The organism is uncultured Adlercreutzia sp. (assembly GCF_958431955.1).
In the GTDB taxonomy this organism is placed as follows: domain Bacteria; phylum Actinomycetota; class Coriobacteriia; order Coriobacteriales; family Eggerthellaceae; genus Adlercreutzia.
Genome location: NZ_CAUASN010000001.1, coordinates 21154 through 41343 on the forward strand (window position 1 = coordinate 21154; position 20190 = coordinate 41343).

At 60.9% G+C, this 20190-nt stretch carries 13 protein-coding genes and 2 tRNA genes; 2 read left to right on the top strand and 13 right to left on the bottom strand.

Translation table 11 applies throughout. The features are described from left to right. Positions 1-89: 89 nt before the first annotated feature. Both typA and Q5064_RS00095 read right to left on the bottom strand, forming a co-directional pair. Positions 90-1901, bottom strand: a complete 1812-nt coding sequence (gene typA, locus Q5064_RS00090) for a translational GTPase TypA (protein ID WP_302961197.1) — start codon at positions 1899-1901, stop codon at positions 90-92. A 187-nt stretch (positions 1902-2088) separates the two neighbouring features. After that, positions 2089-2706: a J domain-containing protein gene (locus Q5064_RS00095; RefSeq protein WP_302961198.1), complete on the bottom strand. Its 618-nt coding sequence runs from the start codon at positions 2704-2706 to the stop codon at positions 2089-2091. A 216-nt stretch (positions 2707-2922) separates the two neighbouring features. Between Q5064_RS00095 and Q5064_RS00100 the strand changes: the two genes are divergently transcribed. Further along, positions 2923-3624: a TraX family protein gene (locus Q5064_RS00100; protein WP_302961200.1), complete on the top strand. Its 702-nt coding sequence runs from the start codon at positions 2923-2925 to the stop codon at positions 3622-3624. Positions 3625-3659: 35 nt separating this feature from the next. Here the strand turns inward: Q5064_RS00100 and Q5064_RS00105 are convergent, their stop codons facing one another. From Q5064_RS00105 to Q5064_RS00155, 11 genes are all read right to left on the bottom strand, one after another. Further along, positions 3660-4502 carry an Rpn family recombination-promoting nuclease/putative transposase gene (locus tag Q5064_RS00105; protein ID WP_302961203.1) on the bottom strand — a complete coding sequence of 281 codons (843 nt, stop codon included), beginning with the start codon at positions 4500-4502 and terminating at the stop codon, positions 3660-3662. A gap of 263 nt (positions 4503-4765) precedes the next feature. Continuing rightward, positions 4766-5266, bottom strand: coding sequence for a hypothetical protein (locus Q5064_RS00110; protein WP_302961205.1), 501 nt, complete (start codon positions 5264-5266; stop codon positions 4766-4768). A gap of 63 nt (positions 5267-5329) precedes the next feature. Further along, a complete protein-coding gene (locus Q5064_RS00115) occupies positions 5330-10618 on the bottom strand; it encodes an MBG domain-containing protein (RefSeq protein ID WP_302961207.1) in 5289 nt (1762 codons plus the stop codon). Between the two features lie 429 nt (positions 10619-11047). Then, complete coding sequence (locus tag Q5064_RS00120) at positions 11048-11638, bottom strand: signal peptidase I (protein WP_302961208.1); 591 nt, start codon at positions 11636-11638, stop codon at positions 11048-11050. A 101-nt stretch (positions 11639-11739) separates the two neighbouring features. Continuing rightward, on the bottom strand, positions 11740-12933 hold the full coding sequence (locus Q5064_RS00125) for a MucBP domain-containing protein (RefSeq protein ID WP_302961209.1): 1194 nt from the start codon (positions 12931-12933) through the stop codon (positions 11740-11742). After that, the gene (locus Q5064_RS00130) at positions 12930-13787 is read right to left on the bottom strand and encodes a hypothetical protein (RefSeq protein WP_302961211.1); all 858 of its coding nucleotides are present in this window, start codon (positions 13785-13787) and stop codon (positions 12930-12932) included. The genes Q5064_RS00125 and Q5064_RS00130 overlap by 4 nt, the downstream gene beginning before the upstream one ends. 24 nt (positions 13788-13811) lie before the next feature. Then, complete coding sequence (locus tag Q5064_RS00135; protein WP_302961214.1) at positions 13812-14564, bottom strand: hypothetical protein; 753 nt, start codon at positions 14562-14564, stop codon at positions 13812-13814. 3 nt (positions 14565-14567) lie between these two features. Further along, positions 14568-15125, bottom strand: a complete 558-nt coding sequence (locus Q5064_RS00140) for a hypothetical protein (protein WP_302961216.1) — start codon at positions 15123-15125, stop codon at positions 14568-14570. Between the two features lie 2 nt (positions 15126-15127). Next, the gene (locus tag Q5064_RS00145) at positions 15128-18829 is read right to left on the bottom strand and encodes a hypothetical protein (RefSeq protein WP_302961218.1); all 3702 of its coding nucleotides are present in this window, start codon (positions 18827-18829) and stop codon (positions 15128-15130) included. A 367-nt stretch (positions 18830-19196) separates the two neighbouring features. Then, positions 19197-19272: transfer RNA gene (locus tag Q5064_RS00150), tRNA-Ala, on the bottom strand. Between the two features lie 117 nt (positions 19273-19389). Then, positions 19390-19466: transfer RNA gene (locus Q5064_RS00155), tRNA-Ile, on the bottom strand. A gap of 194 nt (positions 19467-19660) precedes the next feature. On the opposite strand from Q5064_RS00155, the gene Q5064_RS00160 reads away from it, so the two are divergent. Next, positions 19661-20167 (top strand): bifunctional nuclease family protein, encoded by a 507-nt coding sequence (locus tag Q5064_RS00160; protein WP_302961220.1) that lies wholly within the window; start codon positions 19661-19663, stop codon positions 20165-20167. The last annotated feature ends 23 nt before the right edge of the window (positions 20168-20190 follow it).

A 20190-nucleotide genomic window follows, 5' to 3' on the forward strand; every position in this document is an offset into this window, starting at 1 on the left:
GTGGGGATTGCATAACGACCGTGATACTCGGGCCGATGGCCGGCGCATACGAGCGCCGGCGAGTTCGCGCCAGGCGTCGGTTGGCGCTCCTACTTCTTCGCGGCCTTCTTGCGGTCGGTGGCCGACAGCAGGCGCTTGCGCAGGCGGATGGACTGCGGGGTGACCTCCACCAGCTCGTCGTCCTCGATGTACTCGAGGGCCTCCTCCAGGGTGAAGGTGATCGGTGGCGTCAGCTGAATGGCCTTGTCAGCCGAGCTGGAGCGCTGGTTGCCGAGGCTCTTCGTCTTCTCGACGTTCACCACCATGTCGCCTTCCTTAGCCGACTCGCCCACGATCATGCCCTCGTAGCACTCATCGCCCGGGCCCACGAACAGGCGCCCGCGCTCCTGCAGCGTGTCGAGCGCGTAGGCCACGGCCTTGCCGGTGGACATGGCGATCATGCCGCCGTTCTTTCGGCCGGCCATCTCGCCGGAATAGGGACCGTACTCCTTGAAGTGATGGAACAGCATGGCCTCGCCGCGGGTGGCGTTCAGGATGCGGGTCTTCAGGCCCATGGTGCCGCGAGAGGGAATGCGGAAGGTGAGATGGGTCATGGTCTCGTCGGAGGACATGTCCTCCATGATGCCGCCGGCCGTGCCCATGACCTCGATGGCCTTGCCCGCGTACTCGTTGGGCACGTCCACCGTGGCCTCCTCGATGGGCTCCAGCTTGCTGCCGTCGGGGGCAGTCTTGTACACCACGCGCGGGCGGCCCACCTGGAACTCGAAGCCCTCGCGGCGCATGGTCTCCATGAGCACCGACAGGTGCAGCACGCCGCGGCCGGCCACCTCGATGCCCGATTTGTCCTCCAGCTCGTTGATGCGCATGGAGATGTTGCTCTCCTTCTCGCGCATGAGGCGCTCCTTCAGCTGGCGACCGCCCACGATCTCGCCCTCGCGACCCACGAGCGGACTCGTGGACGCCTCGAAGACGACAGCCATGGTGGGCTCCTCCACGGCGATGGGCTCCATGGCCACAGGGTTCACGATATCGGTGATGATGTCGCCGATATCGGCGTCCTCGATGCCGATCACGGCCACGATGTCGCCCGCGTCGGCGGCGGTGACCTCCGCCTTCCCGAGGTTCTCGAAGGTGTACACCTTGCGAATCTGGGCGCGGCGCTCCTCCCCGTCGGGCTTCACCACGAGCACCTGCTCCTTCTCGTGCAGCGTGCCACTGACCAAACGGCCCACGCCGATGCGGCCCTCGTAGCTGGAGTGGTCCACGGTGCACACCTGCAGGGCCACCGGCCCGTCGATATCGACGTCGGGGGCGGGGATCTCGGCGAGGATGGTGTCCAGCAGCGGCACCATGTCCATGTTGTCGTCGTCGGGCGTCATGCGCGCGTAGCCGTTCACGGCCGAGGCGTACACCACGGGGAAGTCAAGCTGTTCGTCGGTGGCGCCGAGCTCGACCATGAGATCGAACACCTTGTCCACCGCGCCCTCCGGATCGGCGTTGGGGCGGTCGATCTTGTTCACCACCACCACGATGCGCAGGCCGCGCTCCAGGGCGTGGGACAGCACGAAACGGGTCTGGGGCTTGGGGCCCTCGTAGGCGTCCACGATGAGCAGGGCGCCGTCGGCCATGTTCAGCACGCGCTCCACCTCGCCGCCGAAGTCGGCGTGGCCCGGCGTGTCGATGATGTTGATCTTCACGCCCTTGTAGTTGATGGAGATGTTCTTGGAGAGGATGGTGATGCCGCGCTCGCGCTCCTGGTCGTTGGAGTCCAGCACGCGCTCCTGCACCTGCTGGTTGTCGCGGAACACGTGGGAGGCCCACAGCAGCCGGTCCACGAGCGTGGTCTTGCCGTGGTCGACGTGGGCGATAATGGCGACGTTGCGGATGTTCTCTTGCTTCATGAATCTTCTTTCCTGTTCGTTTTAAGGCGCAGAAATTATAGCGCTTTGCGGGGACTCTTGGCTGATACTGCCGCAGACGGCACGGGGACGACAACCGCGGGCGCAAGGCAAAGGGAGGAATCGACGGAGTTGCGGGCGAGAGAGCACTCATGGAAGCCAGCCGGAGCTGGAAGACGACCGAGCCGCCCTACTCGTCGAGCAGCGCCTCGTACTCCTTGCGCTCCTCGGTAAGCTTCGCCAGGTGGTCGTTCAGGGTGTTCAGGCTCTTCTGGGCCCCTACGGCCTGCACGATGCCCCAAATGGTAGCGGGAACCGCCATGGCCGCGATGAACCCGAAGATGCCGAAGGGGCGACGAATGGTGAAGAACGCAGCCACAGCACCGATGCCGGCCATGGCGAGGCCGTTGCGGCGCTCGTCGGTGACCGTGTCGCGCTGGGCCACCAGCTGGGCGCGGGCGGCGGCGATACCGGCGAGGCGGGCCTTTATCTCGGCCTCGGTGAGGTACTCCACCTCCACGTCGCCCTCGGTTTCGACCCACGAGCGAGCGGCAGGGGCGGCGGAGTTCGACGGGGACGAGCCGCCCCGTCGGCTGCCGCGCGAGGAGCCGCCGGAGGCCGAGTTCAACAGCTCGTAGGCTTCCTGTAGGCGTTTGAACTGCTCGGTGGCGCGGTTCTGCAGCTTCTCGTTGCCCGCGAACTTATCGGGGTGAAGAATCTGCACCGTCTCGCGATAGGCGATCTTGATGTCGTCGGCCGTGGCATCGTCGTCCAGGCCGAGTATGTGAAGGGCTTCGTTTCTGTTCATGCGGGCATCCTAGCACGGCGGGAAGAAGATGGAAGCACAGGTGGCCAATCCCGCAAGAAATGAGCGGATATGCCCGACGGGGCGAGAGGAATCACACGATATGCAGGTGAAATCGGGAGGTTCGGAACGCGAGGCCCTGCGAACCGGCGCCAGCGGGCAAGAAGCGCACGGTATAATGGCCCAGCCGCCACCCTTCCCCCTGTGAAAGGACTGCCTGTGAGTCGCCCCGTGGGCGTTAATGCGTTCACCCTGAAAATAGCCGCCATTGTCGGCATGACCGCGAACCATGTTGCCAACGTGTTCGGCACGGCGCTGCCCTCTTGGGCCATGGTGACGCTCTACTCCCTCGGCGGCCTTACATTCCCCATCATGGCCTATCTGCTGTGCGAGGGCTACCGTCACACCTCAAACGTGCGCCGCTACGCCATGCGGCTGGCAATTTTCGCCGCAATCTCGCAAGTTCCCTTCTCGCTTTTATTCGGGGCGACGGGCAATGTGCTCGTTACGCTGCTCATCGGGCTCGGCCTGCTCTGGGCAACCGATCACGTGCCCAGCGTAGGACTGCGCGCGCTTGCCATCGTGGGAGGCATCGCCCTCAGCAGCCTGTGCGACTGGGGCATCATCGGGCCGATTATGATCCTGCTGTTCTGGCATCTGCACGACCGGCCCCGCGGATCGGCTCTCACCATGCTCGTGGCCGCTCTCGCCCACGGGCTGCCGGCGCTTTCATGGGCCGCCAGTGATCCTACGCCCCTCTCCTTGGGAGTGCTCGGCTACTATACTGCCGGGTTCGGCCTCGCCACCGTTCTCATCGCGAGCTACAACGGAGAGCGGGGCCGTCCCCTCAAGTGGTTCTTCTACGCCTACTATCCCGCCCACCTGCTCGTCATCTGGGTCATGGGTATCGCTCTCTCATAGGACCAGACGAGCGCACTGCGCCTGCGAGATGAAGCCTATCGAGTTATGCCGAATTCCTCGAAAAGCGCGTTGCGGGCATCGGCGTCGGAGGCGGCACGAGCCACATCCTCCATGCGGCCCTCACTTACAAGCGCCTCAACGAGACGCGCGAACACGGCTTCCCCCTCGGCACGACCCTCGGCCAGGCCCTGAGCCATTCCTCGTTCGCGAGCTTCTTTTTGGGCGATGCGCTTCTGAATCTCGAGATCTTTTTCCAGCGTAAGCAATCCCATCTTCTCCCTTCGCCACAGCTCGTCGTCGTTGGCCTCCGATACTACCGCATCAAGCCTTTGGATAAACGAGTCGCTTCCTGCCTCTCCGGTCACTGCGTAGTGTAGCAGGTTCCTCAACCGCCCTGCGGGCAATTTCTCCCATGCCGGGGCCGACAAGACAATCCATTTGAATCCATGGCCTATCTGCACTTCCTGATCTTCTCGGCAATTCATGTCGAGCGTATACACGGGTAGTCCTCGATTAAGGGGATCGTGCATGCAGATAAACACCACGAAGCACAGCGGCAGGCTGTCGTAATCCGCGCCGCGCTGAAGCGTCAGCGCATCGATGGCCCCCTGGTAATAGCGAAGACGACGGCCGAGTTGCCCCCTCTTCAAGGTTTGCATTTCAACATCATAGACCTCGCCCTGCGCCTTGACGAACGCATCGAGCCGCACGCCGTGGTTGAGAAACGTCGGGTGTATCTCCTGCTCCGCGACAATGTATTCGATTTTCGATATCGGTCGCTCCAGCACCACTTCAAGGAACTCTCGACACAAGTCCTCCCTCATCATTACATGGTCGAACATAGGCCAATCGCTGAATTCCAGTCTTCCCTCTTTCATCAGATGCCTCCTCAATGCCAGTACCAGGAGGCCATCCTACAATCTCAGAGTCTTATTATTGTCTCGAGAAGATCGCATTTCGTTCCCGCTGCGAGCCGTCGTTGCGTCGCGGCGCCATCCCGCTCGCCGCCCGCTGCCGTCCCGCCGGAGTCGCGGTAAAGGCGATGCGGACAGAAAATGGAGCAGCAAGGAACACTGCGCAAAAAAAGAAGCCGCGGCGAGCGCGGCTTCCCCTTACTGGGCTAGATATGTTGTGGCGGCGCTTAGGCGGCGCAGCCGATGAGCGCAGCGAGCTCCTCGCGGCCCGTGAAGCGAACGGCCTGAGCCTGCGGATCGTGCACGGGAACGACCTCGCCCTCCCACACGTTGCCGTTGTCCTTGAACTTCTCGGAGCGAACGACCCAGCGGAAGGCCGGGCGGTTGCGCTCGTCCAAGCTGGCCACCTCGTCGGGGAAGGCCATGCCGGAGAGAGTGCGCTCCAGCGCGCCGATCTCGGTCTCCCCGCGGTCGGCCTGCACGAGACCCGACTCGGGGTTGTAGATGACGCCCTCGCCCACGAAGGCCAGGCGCATCTTCTGACGGCGCTTGCTCTCGGCCCACACGATGGCGCCGATGACGGCGGCGGCCACGGCCCACCACACGATGGCGACCACCAGGTCGAGCGGATCGTCCACATGGTTGAAGCCGAGGGCGAACCAGGCCCACAGCAGCGCGGCGCAGGCAACGACCGCGATGGCGATGACCAGCCAGTTGCTCTTTCTCATGATGATGTCCTTTCTGAGAAGAGGGGGCGCGGGGTCTTCGGGCCCGCGCCCTCGCGGTTTACGTTACAGGGCCTGATGTCCCGTCAGGGGAACGAACGTCTCGTCAGCGCCGTTGACGCGGCCGAGGATCTGATCCTCGTAGTCGTCGATGTCGTCGGTCAGACCGAGGCGGCGGCGCACCACCAGGATACCGTACACGGCGGTGAGCAGAATGCCCAGCATCATCACCCAGTGCACCCAGCAGTGAGGCTCGTCGAAGGCGCCCATGGGAGTCTCCTCATCGGCGATCTCCTCGGTCTCGGCCAGCGGCGTGCGCTCCTGTGGCGCAGCGGCCTGGGGCGTAGCGTCGTCGTCGATCACCTCAGGCGTCGCGGCCGGGGCAGCGGCATCGGCCGGAGCGGCGGCGGGAGCCGCGGGAGCAGCCGGAGCCGCAGGTGCGGCGGCCGGAGCCGGCGCAACGGCCGCGGGGGCAGGCGTCACAGCAGCCGGCGTCACCACGGGAGTCACCGCAGGCGGCACCACCGGATCAGGCGTGGGCGTCACCGTGGGCGGGACCACCGGGGCGGCGGCAATCGTGAACACCGCGTTCACGTAGGTCACCACGTAGTTGCCCTGCTGGGCGAGGCCCGTCGGGACGATCTCGTACTGGCCGAGAGCCTCACCAGCCTGACGCGTCACTGCGTAGGAGATGAGCTCGTCGGCGCTCTCCCCATCGACCATGCCCTCAACCGTAGCGGTCAGTTCAGGGTCGACGGTGCCGAAGTACTTGCCCGACGCCACGGCGGTCACCGTCACCGGGGCGCGGTTGATCACCACCGTAACCGTCTCCTCCACAAGCTCGTAATTCGGGTTGGTGGCCCGCACGGCCACCTCGTAAGTGCCGGCATTAAGGAACGTCGGAACCTCGGTGCTCCAAGCGCTCCCGTCAACCGAGTACTCCAGTGTGGAACCCTCGTGCACCGCAGAAGCCTCGATCGAAACCATCTGGCCATCGTAGGTCTTCACGATGCTCTGGGCTTCCATGTCGTTGATGCCCTCGATGATGACAGCATTCTCATCAGAAGCCACGACGCGAAGCACACCATGCTGAAGCGTAATTTCATAGTTAGCTTCGTTAAAGCCTGCGCCTTCTATACCATCAATGACAATGGTGTTTTCAACACTGTCCCCAGCATTCAATGCAGAACCGGTTGCACGAGCAGTCGCTTCGGCAGCAAGAACCTCATCCTCGATAACTACCACGGGGCGAGTAAGTGCCTCTCCGTTATAGGACCGAACGTCACTGTCGGAAATCAGCGTCACGGGGCGCTTGGCGATCTTGTAGCTTACCTTGACGGAGCCGGCGTAGCCGCCCACGCCCGTCACGGTCACGGTCACGGCGCCGGCGTTGACGGCGTCGGTCCAGGACAGCTCGTAGTCGACGTCCTCGATGAGCTCCTTGCCGGCGGCGTCGGTGACGACGGGCTTGAGTTCCTGCGCGGTGCCGTTGTACACGGTGTCGGCGGGGGCCTCGACCTTCACTCCCAGGTAGACGGGCTGCTTGGGGTCGTCCGGGTCGGGCTGCTTGGGGTCGTCTGGGTTGATGCTCTGAGGAATCACGGTGAGGCTTCCCTCAACGAGTGAGATGTCATAGTTTCCGAGGACGTCCGAGGGGTTGCTGCTGACCGCGAACGTGTTATTGGCCGTGCCGGGATCGGTGATGGCCCCTCGGAAGATCGCGACGATCTTGTCGGCATCGTCTTCCACGAGACCCCTGTTGGGACTCTCGTCGGTGGGTACGGTCCATTCGACGGAGCGGCCGGTCAGAACCGTTCCATCGTACACCTTGAAAGCCGTCTCCGATGTGAATGTCACGGGACGCTTGGCTATCTCCAGGCTACCCGCGACAGTGTTTACGGCAAACTGATCGCTAACATCATTACCCTCGGAATCGGTTACCGTATAACCGTTAGCCGTAATGGTGTTGGGATAGATTCCGGCATTGGTCTCCGACGGATTGCTCGTCGTAAAACCCGAAACCGTATAGGTCACGCCTTCAATCTCAAAGGTGTCGGACTCAACGCCCTCTACGGTCTTGGCAGCGCCATCGTACACGTTAGCAAGGGAGGACTTTGCTACGAGTTCAATCTCATAGAGAGCATCGCGACGGGTGATTTCAAGAGACCCGTCTTGCTTGGTTATGTCATAGTTCGCAGTGACATCGTTCCCATCAGCGTCCCTGACGACGACGCTGGCAACCCGAGAATATTCAGTGCCCACAAGCGTGCGTGAACCTACCAGCTCCACTTCCGCGCGGTGGCCATCAACAAGATCAGCCACATCTTCATACCCAACCTCGGCAGCCTCCAAGGGCTTGCCATCGTATTCTTTTTTAGCGCTCTTCGCCTGGACAGCAATGGATCGCGTGTTGATGGTAAGCGAACCTGGGGTCGCCACCACGTCAAACTGTTCCGTCACATCGTTTCCGTCGGCGTCCTTCACAGCCGCAGTTCCCGTCACCGGGATGGTGGTCGTGCTGTCGGTGACATCAGTGCCAGAGGCCTCGGAGGTCAGGCCCGTCACGTAATAGGTCCGGCCTTCGGAGGTCACGGGGATGCCCTGCTCGGTCTCGCCCATGAAGCCGGAGGCGGTCTTCTCGGTGCCGTCGTAGGTGGCGGTGGTGGAGTTGGCCGTCACGGTCACCTCGTAGGCCGCGTCGCGGTTCTCGACCGTGAGGGTGCCCTCGGACTTGGAGATCTCGTAGTTGCTCGCGGCGGTGCCCTCGTTCAGCTCGTACGTGAAGGCGTTGGCGGAGTTGCCCACGAGCGTCTGGGAGCCCGTGAAGGTGTAGGTCGCGCCCTCGCCGTCGGCCCATCCGGTCTCAACCTCAAGCCCGGCATCTCCATTGGTGAGAGGGGTGCCGTCGTACTGCTTGCTCAGATCCTGAGACTCAAGCTTCACGACCGCTTTATTAATATCTAAACGACCGTTCTTTGTTTTGACAACGAACTCGGAGGACACATCGTTGCCCTCGGCATCCTTGACCACCGGAGCACCCTCAATAGTGACATCTTTGGAGTCAGCCACGTTCTTGCCAGAAGCAGTGGCCGTTAGTCCAGTCACATAGAAGGTTTGTCCGTTAGCAATTACCTCAATGCCCTGGCCAGGGGTCTCGTCCACAAAACCGGAGACGGTCTTCTCGGTGCCGTCGTAAGTAAAGGTGTCGGAATTGGCCGTCACAGTCACTTCGTATTTCGCATCTTCAGCACGATTGGTAACCGTCAGCGTGCCCTTTTTTGTGGTGATGGAATAGTTTTTCGCCTTGGTGTTGTCATCCAGCGTGTACTCGAAGGCGTTGTCTGAGCTGCCCACAAGAGTCTGGGAGCCGGTGACTTTGTACGTTGCACCCTCTCCCTCGACAAAACCGTCGCCGCTAACGGTCACTTTAGAGGAGGTAAGAGGAGTACCGTCATATTCCTTGCTGGCAGTCTCCGACGTCATCACCACGGTGCGCGGAGTGATCTCCAATTTGCCAGAAACCACTTCAACCGACACATCATAAGAGGAAGCTCCCGTTACCGTGAAGTCGTCTTCATCGGCCGTCAACTCGTATATCCCAGCATCAGTACCCGTCACAGCCGGACCCTGCATCAGAGGATCAGAGACGATAGACTTGTTGTATGTAACGACAATACCCTCAGGGAGGCTGCTCGTAGTAGTAAAGCCAGCGGCACTCTGAGATGTGCCGTTATACTTAACACTGTTGCTACCAAGAGTGATGATGATTTTGATGGCCTGCTTGTTTACAACGAGCAAACCTGGCTCCGTGTTGATATCGAATCGCTCAGTCACATCCACGCCATCTTTGAGGATGGTGGGAGTTCCCTCAATCTTAACGTTAGTCTCGCCGGCTTCAGTGCGGGTCGCTTCGGCGCTTACGTTCCGAATCTGGTACTGCTCGCCCTTAAACGTGAAGGCGCCATCGGAGACCGCGATCTCTTCCCCATCGATAGTCATCGTGTAACCGGAAATAGACTTCGGATCACCATCGTAGGTGAACTCGGCACCGTTTGCCTTTATCACCATAGGACTGATGCGGTAGTAGATCACTTCTTCGACTACGTCGCCATTGATTATCTCGGCAACAACCATTTTTCTATCGGCTACATAGTTGGTCACAGAAGGCGAAGAGACTTCCACCTTGTCACCGGGCTTAAGACCATCCCTCACGAAATCATCCGCAACGGAATTTCCCTCCTCGTCAACATAGTGCACGGTAAAACTATGGGTCTCTTCCTTTTTAAGCTCAATCAACCCATCAAGATGCCATTGTTTGCCCGTGGCGCCCGCGAAGTCGTTAGCCCCACTGGAAACATGAAGGCCGTATTTCTGTCCTTCAGCCTCCGTGTTCCAGTTCACAGCATAAAGATCAAAGGCCTTGCCGGCATTGGTTTCATGGCGAACGATTGAATCCAGGTAGGGCGTAGGATCGAATTCAAGATAATCGCCTCCCTTGTACTCGTCGGCCTTAACGACCGCCGAAGAAGGAACGTCGATGTATCCGATGGTATACCAGCCCTTCGCGTTCACAATCCAACCATCAGCGGCATCACCCTCGATCTTGGTGTAGATATAGATACGAGTCATCTCTTCAGCGGGAGAATCGTCATCCACTACTTCAATCGTAAAAGTTTCGTTCTGAATAATCCACGACCACGAATTGGAGCGATAGCTATGGGTCAGCGTTACCGTACCTGCCTTATCACCAGTAACTGTGACGTTTGCGCCACTCGCCTTAAGAGAGACAACATCCGACTTGTTAGCACTCCAGTTGTGATTGGAGCCGCTCGTGCCCGTCAGCGTAATCGTCTCGCCAACCTTGATAGTCTGGACAGCTGAGTCAGCCAAGGAGCTCGTTCCGTAAAATGAAGGGATCTCAGCTTCACGAGTCGTAATCTCAGAGCCCTCATTGGACTCGTCCATGGACGAGTCCTGATCGTCACTGGTGACGATGGGCGTCTCAGGGACGGCGGGCTCTTCGGTCTCCGGCTCCGTGGTCTCGGTCACCTCGGTCTCGGGCTCGGTGGGGGTGTTCACCTCCTCGGCGGGCTCGTCGACTGTGGGCTCCGGGTCGGTGGCCGGCTCCTGCTCGGGCTCCGTCACCTCCGGAACGTCCTCGTCCGCCTCCACGTCACCGCTCTCTTCGACGAACGTGGTGGCGACGCCGGCATCGGCCTCGTCGTCGGCGTTCGCGAGATCGGTGAACATGGTCACGTTCAGGAACGAGAACACCAGCAGCACCGACAGCAAAACCGAAAGGAATTTGCCCTCGGCGGTGTTCCGCGCATCCATGAAGCGCGCGATGGTCCGCATACTCCTCACCCTACCTTCTACTCTGACGCTGCTACTACATTGCACTGCTGCTTTAAACACCGGCTCCCTCGAGCCGGACATTTAACCTCTGCGAACCACGCTCGCCTGGCACCAAACGGGGCCTTACGGCGCAATTCGTCATCTTTCCGTAATATTACGGTTATGGTCACTTTACCAAGTTAAGAAATGTGGTCAACTGACAATTATGACCAAAAAGTCAGTAATAAAGGTAAATGGCGATATTTTTCTTATTCTGAACTGGTAATTCTCTAGTGATAGTTACTTTGTAACAGAATTCAACTTTGGCGGCATTTGACATGTTAATGACTAGGTAATATCCATGGGAAACGGGGTGAACGGTTACCTTGCGGTTACCTTTTCCCAGGGAAAGGATGATATGGGCCACTCGGACGGCCCCTCAGCGGAGCCCTAAGCCTCTTGCTCCCGGCGATCGGCCAGATTCCCGAGCACCGATCCCACCACGCAGAACGCGGCTCCCATGAGCACAATCCATCCCAGCAAGAGTTTTCCTGTCGTGGAGCCCAGGGCCATGAGGAAGTAGCCCACGAGAGGAACCGATCCCACCACGCGGCCGAGCACGTTGCCGAAGGGAACGGGCCGCAAGTCCATCTCGGCGTTCGCGTCGCCCTTGGTGACAAGCTCGCCGGCTCCCTCGTCCACCTCTTCCACGCGATGGACGATCACATCCTCGTCGCGCCAGAAGGCGGCCACATCTCCCGCTTGCAGCTCGGCGCCGTCGACCGGCTCGGCGTACACCAGGCTTCCCGTCGGATAGGCCGGCTCCATGGATCCGGAGATGATGGCGTACGACTGCATGCCCATCACCCGGGGAGCGACCGACGAGCCGATGGCCACCACCGCCAGCGCCAGCAAGATCAGCGCGCCGAGGACCGAGCACAGCCGCGCCGCAATGCGCAAGCGAGCCAGGCGTCGCTCAACTGCTCGGGAAAACGCGTCTCCGGCGGATGCGGCGGATATGTCGGATACCTGTTTGACCATGGAATCAATGTATCATGCGCGCGGCGTGTCTGCGGGTTAAAACACGAGGAGGACGGCGGAAACCGTCCTCCTCGCGCGAATTCATTCCCGTGGCGAGAGCCCTAGCGCACCGCGGTCTGCTCCTTGCGGCGCTTGCGCGCGGCGAGAACGAGCACGAGCACAATGGCCACGGCGATGACGCCCGCCGCAATGGCCCAGGGCAGCCAGTTTCCGTTCGCCGCAGTGGGGGCGGCATCGGGAGCGGCACTCTCAGACAGCCCCGAAGTCAGCGCCGTCTCGTCGTCGTCCAGGCTCTCCTCTTGCGGCACGGTGAGCGGCGTGCCGTCATCGGCCACCACCTCGGTGCCGGTATCGGTAACGAGCGGAACGGCCGCCGGGGTCGCACCAGCGCCGGCAGCGGCATCCGCGCCGGCAGCAGCGCCAGCGCCCGTGCCCGCGGCTGTAGTCGTGCCCGTGCCGGTCGCACCACCCGTGGCCGTGCCGCCGGTGGTCGTCGTACCGCCCAGGCCGGGAATCGTGATGTTCGGCGCCGTGACGTACACGTCGGGAGCCGTGGATCCGTCGGGACCGATGACGTCAACGCCGCCGCTGGGGTTCTCTTCCGTCTGGAAATCCGAGGCCAGGCGCGTGTACACGAAGGGGAACACGTTCTGGGACTCGTCTTCCACCAGCGTCTTGGTGAGCAGCGACGCATCGGGCACGTAGCCCTCGATGTACACAGGCGCCGTGGCGGGCACATCGCCGATGTCGCCGAAGAACGTCTGGGGCTCGGCGAGCTCGTTACCCTCGGTATCGGTATAGGTGACGGTGAAGGACACGCGGTTGGCCATAATGCCGTAGGCCACCACGAAGTCGGTGTCCTCGGTCACCGTGGTGGAGCCCGCAAGCTCGCCCGTGGCCGCGTTCACCTGGGCCACCATGACGGTCAGCTCGCCGGCGGTGTTCTTCCCGTCGCGGTTCTTGTCGGAGCGGACGTTGTCCAGGCCGGCCAGGCGGATGCCCTTGGCGTAGTACTTGCTGTCGGCAGGCACCTCCACGGTGATGCCGGAGAAGTCCACCGTATCGCCCATGGCCAGCGGGCCCAGCTCCACACTCTCAGCGCCGTTCACGGTACCCTGGTTGCCACCATACACCGTGACGGAATAAGTCGTCCCCTCATAAGATTGCGCCAGCGAGGGGGCAGCGCTCTCGGAGGCAGGCTCCGCGAAGGCGGGGGCAGCCGCCAGCGAAGATACAAGGGCGCCGGCGCAGATAAGGGCCACGGCCCGGGTGGAAAGGTTCTTGCGGAAGATCATCGAGCATCGCCTTCCTCGTCTTCACGAGATTCACGTCGGTTGCGCATCGCCACCACGACCACGAGTATGCCCGCGGCAATGGCCACGACCGCGATGATGGTAAGCGGGATCATATCGCCGGTTTGGGAGAGCTTCCCCTTCGTCTTCTCCGTCTGATCTGCCGGGTTCTTCGGCTGGTCGGAGGTAGGGTTGTCCTTCTTGGGGGTGTCCGGGTCAGGCTGCTTGGCCTGTCCCGGCGTGCCCGGCTCGTCGGTCGGCTCGGCCGCGAAGGAGGACTGTATCTTCGCGCTGGTATCGAAGTAGCTGTTCCCGTGGGTCTCGCCATCGATACCCACGGTGAGGATCACCTTCGCCAGGGCCTCGGGGGCCAGCGTATCCAGGTAGAACCACTCGCCGGTGGACTCGGTGGCGTCGAACAGGCCCTCGGTGTCGCCCGCGCCCTTGTCACCGGAGACCACTTCGTTGGTGAGGATGACCTTCTCCTCGTTCTGGGGGCTGATGTAGACCAGCCGGTAGCTGTAGGAGCCGCCGGAATTCGAGTTCGCGTCGTCGAAGGACTCCTCCATCGACTTCAGCACCTCGTTCCTCATGTACCAGTCGGCGGCCTTGTCCGACGATTCGTACAGATCGATGGTGAACTCGGCAGAATCGCCCGGCTGCATGCCGTTCACTGCCTGAAGCAGAGAGGCCGAGCCGTTGCCTTCCATCTTGTCGCCGGTGAACTCAACGGTCCACTGCTTCTTGATGGTTTCGGCGAAGGCCGGCGGCGCGATAAGGCAGACGCCCGCCAGAGCGAGCGCAATCGCGGCGGCAAGCGCCATCTTCCAGGAGCCCGCGCACCTCCTCGTTGACATCGTGTGGCTCATCTTGGCACCCCACTAGCCTTCGTAGGACCAATCGAGGCCCTGATCGGCGAACTTGGTCACGTCCACGCCCCAGGCGCTCTTGGCCGCATCCACGGCGTTTCTCACCTGCACCGAGTCGACCTGAGCGGAAAGGGCCAGGTAGCAGTTGGAATAGTCCTGCTTCACGTTCTTGATGTCCTCGCTCACGCGGATGCCGGTGATGGCCGGCTCGGCGGCGTGCTCGCCCTTGGGCAGCACCGTCTTGTAGTAGAACACGAGGCGCTCGTCGTTGCTCTCCTCCTCGGAGAGCACCCACTTCTCGGCGCTCACGTCGTCGAACACCAGCTCGATGAGACCCGGATTCAGCGCGGTTGACTTCGTGGCCTGGCCGTTCTCGCCCTCGGCCCAGTACTTGCGCACCGTGAGGCGCACGTACTCGTCCATATCGTCGGAGACGTTCTTCACCGAGATGGCCTCGCGGTACACCTGACCCGGCTGCATGAACTCGTCCACCTCCTGGGTGGACTCGTTGAACAGCAGGTACTCGCGGGCGGCCTGATCGTCGCGCAGCAGCTGGCCGGTGGCGCCGACGTCCTCGCCGTTCTCGGTGAGGGTCACGCCGATATGGGTCTGCTGGATCTCGGCCACGTAGTCGTCGCTCTGGAAAACCAGCGCGGAGCGCGCGGGGGCCACTGTCATCATCACAAGGCAGGCGACAAGCGCCGCGCACAGGGCAATGAGCAGGATGCGGGTCCTCAGATCGAGGCTCTTCAGCGTCTGGATCATGGATTACTCACCCTCCCGAGCATTCTGCGAGGTCAGGTACTTATCGCCGTCGGCGAACTTGCCGAGCACCGGGTTGCCGTCCTTGGTGGTGGTGCCGAACAGCTTGGCCGTGGCGCACTGCTGCACGACGATGACGTCGAAGCCGTGAGTGACAGCGGGGTCAACCTCCACCACGGCCTTCAGATCGGGAGTGGAAGCACCGGGTGCGATAGGCTCGGTGTAGTACCACCAGCCCTCTTCGTTCTCGTTCACTGCCTGGGTCCAGCCATCGCCGGGCTCGAAGGAAAGCTCAACGCCGTTGATTTCGGGGTCGAACACCTTCACGCGTACCATGGCGTCAACCTCGCCGGTGTTCTGCACCGAGATGATCTTGCTGGCGCCATCGGGCGTTTCCTGAACCTCGGTCGTGGGCGGGTTGGGATCGTATTTGAACTGAATCATGCCGGCGGCCTTGGTAGTGTCGGTATAGTAGGCCCACGCCGTGCCCGCAGCCCCGAGGGAAACCACGAGGGCGACAGACAGCGCAGCGGCCACGCGCTTGGAAAGGGCGCTCTTCTGCATGACTACCTCCCCTCTTCCGTCGAAGGTCTGATAGGCGTATAGGTGAATCCGTTCTCACCGGAAGCGTAGCGGTTCACCGCGCCGGTGCCGTAAGACTCGTCCACATAGGTGTTATCGAAGGACACCTCTACCACAGCTGTCTCGACTTCCGAGCCTTCCTCGACGCCCTTCACCTCCACCAGGGAGCGGTTGGGCGTGCCGTCGAAGTTATCGCCGCTGTAGTACTGTTCCTCAATGACATACCAACCTGCGGGCAGGCCCTCAAGCAGCTCGGAGGCGTTCATGTTCTCGCCCGCGCCGAAGGTGAAGCCCACCGTGTTCTCGTAGATCACGAACTCGGGGATGCGGTTCACCGCCGTGTGGCGGTCGGTGTAGCCCGTCACCTTGAACAGGGCCGTGGCCGTGCCGCTCTCAGCGGAGAACTCATTCAGCGTCTTGTTGATCTGCAAGGCCCCGATAAGCTTCTTCGGATCCTCCGGCTCCGTGGACTCGCCGGGATCCTCCGGGCTGCCCGGATCGCGGCCGATGGCAATGCGGTCGTTGCAGCCAATGCCGCCGCCGTTGGTGTTGGAGTAGTTGCCCGTTACGAAGAGTACTGCCTTGGCCAAGGCTGCATCCTTGTCATCCGGGAGAGGATCCGCCTTCAGCGCCGTGAACCGGTCGGACTGAAGCACCGCATCGGCCGTTTTCGGGAAGGTGTCGGGATTGGTCAGATGGTAAATGAGATGTTCCTGCTTGGACTCGCTGTTAGTGTAAGCCACCAACTTCTGCGGGCTGTCATCGAAATCGACCTTCTTGCGGAAGCCGTCGCTGCTGTTAGTCAGCTCCAAGGTGAGGAGGAATTTCGAGAAGCCTTCCACATCAGACTTCACTTGTTCCGACTTCTCCACACGGCCCGACCACTTTCCCTTGGGGTACGTGTCGCTCACCCTCTGCTTGACTTCAACAGTCACATAGTAGTCGGAGAAGTCCGTCACATCGCTGCTTCCGTCGGGAATGTAGATTTCAGCTACCTTAGTCGCAGGGTTGAAGAGGGCGTTGGGCGGCGAGACCACTTCCTGGCCGCTAAGGGTAAGGCCCGTTTGTACGTTCGGCCAACTACCGTCACGCCAAGTGCTGATGGTGCCCTTGTAGGACTCGGTATAGGTAATAGTGCCGCTCGTATAGCCCGTCCAACGGTAGAAGCCGCCGCCGAGCATGGAGTTGTACACCTCGCTGCGTCGTGCGCAGAAGAAATCGTCCGAAGCTCCGTCCTCGATATCGAGGCCGTAGGTGTCTTTATCATAGGCCCACTGATCGCCGAACTCGCCGGGGTTCGTCGTGGCGTTGGCCTGCTCTGCCGTGTTGTCGTAAATTGCCGCATCGGCCGTGACGACAAAGCCGTTGGTGCACACGCCCACGCCGCCGCCGAAGGCATGCGCCGTGTTGCCAGTGATGAGAGGATAGCGGACGAGCATGCCCGTGGTGGGATTCGAGGTATTGCTCGTAGCCTGCTCAAGGAAGAGAGCCCCTCCGCCGTAATCCCAGGTGGTGGAGGTCATGTTATTGGTGAGGTAGCCAGCGTTGATGTAGCTGTCGTTGTTGGGATTTGAATCCAACGGCGTGTAGGACGTGCGAGCATGAATACCGCCGCCCTCGGAGGTACCGGCCCAGTTCGAGGCCACTATGACGTTCTCGACACACAGGGTGGGAGGCACCATACCGTATTTGTAATAGGTAATCACCATGCCGCCGCCTGCATCAGAAGCATAATTGCTGGTGATCTGGGCATTGTTGATGGTCACCGCATCCAGGGCGAAGATACCGCCGCCGCCGCCGAGGCGGCCGCCATTGGACTTCTCGCCGGCTTGATGGTCATCGGTCTTGTCGTTCAGTGCACGGTTGTTGGTGATGAACACATCGTCAGAGATCTCCAGAGTGCTCGAGCCGGCCTCCTTATTGGCGCCCTTGCCGTGCAGATAGATAGCGCCGCCGTCGGCATTCGCGACATTGCCCGAGAGAACGGCGTTATCGGAAAGCTTCACCGTCGTGTCGCCCTCGGCGTACACAGCGCCGCCCAGGCGTATGTCCGCGAAGCCGTCGGTCTTGACCTCCTTCAGCACCTCAGTGCCGGCGGTGTTGCCGGCAAGCAGGGCATTACCCCCGATGCTAAGATCGGTGTTATAGGCGAAGATGGCGCCGCCGTTGTTGTCGCCCGAGGCGGTATTGCCAGCAAGAATGGCATTGCCGCCGACGTCCACGGTGGCACCTTCGGAATAGATAGCAGCGCCGTTGTCACCAGTGGATCCCACGAGGAAGCCACCCGACATGTTGATCGTAGCCGATTCGGCGGCGATGATCATCTGGGCGGCGTCGGCCATGGTAAGGCGCCCGCCTTCGATGTTGAGCGTACCGCCATATACCTGGGCAATGGAGACGCCCTCGGCAATATCGATGGAACCCGCACCGCTCAGGTCGAGCTTGTACTCGAACAGGTACTCCTCGGTCTGTCCCTTCGCCGGGCGATCGGTGTAGGCCTTCGTGATGAAGTACTGCAGCGTCTTATCCTCAGCATTGTAAGTAGCGGTCTTGCCGGTCATGGCCTCGAATTTGGCGCGGGCTTCTTCTCCGTCAGCAGGACTCGGAATCTTCTTGCCGTTGAACTCGGAATCGACTACCTCGAGCTCCTTCGCCGTGGCGTTCTCGCTCGTGTCGGTGATGGTGAGGGTAACTCCCTTGTTCACCTTGAAGAGAAGCTCGGCGTACTCGGCAGTGATGTCGTGGCCGTTCAGATCGAGGGTCTTGTTGCCCTGCACCTTCACCGGCTCTACGCCCTCGGTGATGTCGGCGGCGAGCTTCACCGTGCCCTGCTCGCCGTTCTGCAGAACATCGGCCACCTCGGCCCACGTGGTCACGCCCTCATCAGCCACAATGGTGACCACTACCGTGGCACCGCGATCGGCGGCCGAGGAGAGCACACTCATGGGAATGGTGTAGGTGCCGTCTTCGTTGGCGGGCAGCGTAATGGACTCCACTGCCTCTTCTTCACTATCGTCCACCGTAGGAGCGGCGGCCATCGGGGGATACTCGTCGACGAGCTCCTCCTCTACGGCGTCGCCGTTCGTGGAAGCAAGGGCCGTGGCATCGTCCTCAATGGAATCCTGCAGGATGACGGCCGTTTCCGGAATGACCTCCATCTCCTGCTCCATATACATAGCGCCGTCGTGAGTTGCCTCGACCGCGCCTTCCGGTTCGGAGCTATCCGTCGCATCTTCGGGAGCGGAAGGGTCACTCTCAGCCGTCGCATCAGAAGCGTCAATAGAGTCGTCCTCTGCGGACGACTCTCCGATAATCAGATTATCGGAAGGCTGCTTGGAACCCATGGCAGCGCGGGCCTGGGGCTGGCCTCCCTCGGTTGCGTAGGACACAGTCACCGGAGAGGAGTCGGCACCGGCATCGACGCTAAACGCCAGATCGGCATCAGTAGCGGCGGCGTAGGTAGCCGCCGAATCCGCCGTGAACGATTGGCCATCTACCTCAACGGTAGCGCCGGGCGCCTCGATCTTGAACTGCACCTCGACAGTCTGATCGTCCGCCAGCGCCTGATGGGTGCCCGCTACGGCAAAGTTGCCGAACGAGACCACGAGCGCGGCGGCGACCATTGAGGCAAGCACCTTCTTGGCCTTCGAGAACTCATACGTAACGTGGTGAGTCATCGCCTTCATAGTTCACCGCTCCTCTTGCGAGGCGAAGTCTCCTTCTCCGCCTCTGGTTCCTCTCTCTGCACGGGCATCCGCCCGAAATTCCCTGATATTTGTGATCATCTATTGTACCGCCGTCAACTTGCTGTTGTCTACTCGTCAATTCGGTTTTAGATGAACTGGGCCGTATCAGGAGTCAATCTGACTTTTCTATCATAGATAGAAACTGAGATTTGTCAGACTTTACGGGAAGATGACAGTAAGTTGACATGGTATCGAATAGGAAAAATGAATGGGATAAGCCCATCTGCCACCGCTCACGTTGCAGAAGAGACCGAAGAGGGAGTGAAAAAGAAGAAGCCGGATCCTATGACCCGGCTTCTGAAATGATTGGTGGAGCATAGGGGGATCGAACCCCTGACCTCAGGCTTGCAAAGCCCGCGCTCTCCCAGCTGAGCTAATGCCCCGTGGCGATACACTTTCTCGATCATTGCCCTGGCATGTTTCACGTGAAAACGGGCCAGAATATAATAAACGCTCCACCGGCTAACTCGGCTCACGGTGGAGCGTTTATCGCAAAGTAATGGTGGGCCCGAATGGATTTGAACCAGCGACCTCACGCTTATCAGGCGTGCGCTCTAACCAACTGAGCTACGGGCCCTTGAAAAAGTGCTTGACTATCTTACGATGAACAGAGGGGCGGGTCAAGAAAAAACTTTACCGAATTGCAAAATTCATTTTCGGAGCGGCGAGCGGCAAACATGGGAAAATAAGAGGCACGAAACGAAGCTGCGAACCCGTGCGGCTGAGCCCCTTGAACGGCGCGGGAAGCTGAGGCGAAGCGAGGAGGTCGGCATGGTTCCCCTGAAAGTGCTCACATTGGTCGTGGCCGGCCCGACACAGCCCTCGGTACTCGTGCTGCAACCGGTAGAGGACTCGCCGGCGGGGAAGTCGCGTATCATTCCCATTTGGGTGGGACCCACCGAGGCAGCGCAAATCGGAATGGCTCTCGAGCATGTGAAGTTGGAGCGCCCTATGACCCATGATCTGTTCCTGGATGCGCTGACCAACTTGGATGCGCGCGTGGATTCCGTCGTCATTTACCAGGCACGGGGGCAGGTGTTCTTCTCCCACCTCATTCTGAGCCAGGCGGGGCGCCTTATCACCCTGGATGCGCGGCCGAGCGATGCCGTGTCCCTCGCGCTGCGCCAGGATGCACCTCTCTATATTGAGGAAGCAGTGCTCGATTCGGCTTCGTTTCCCTTCCTGTTCCGGGGTGAGCAGCAGACCGAGGCGGAGTTGGCCGAGTTCAAGACCTTCCTCGACCATATTTCACCCGATGATTTCGGGGAACTTTCCTAGCCATTCAGACAAGAAGAGCCGCA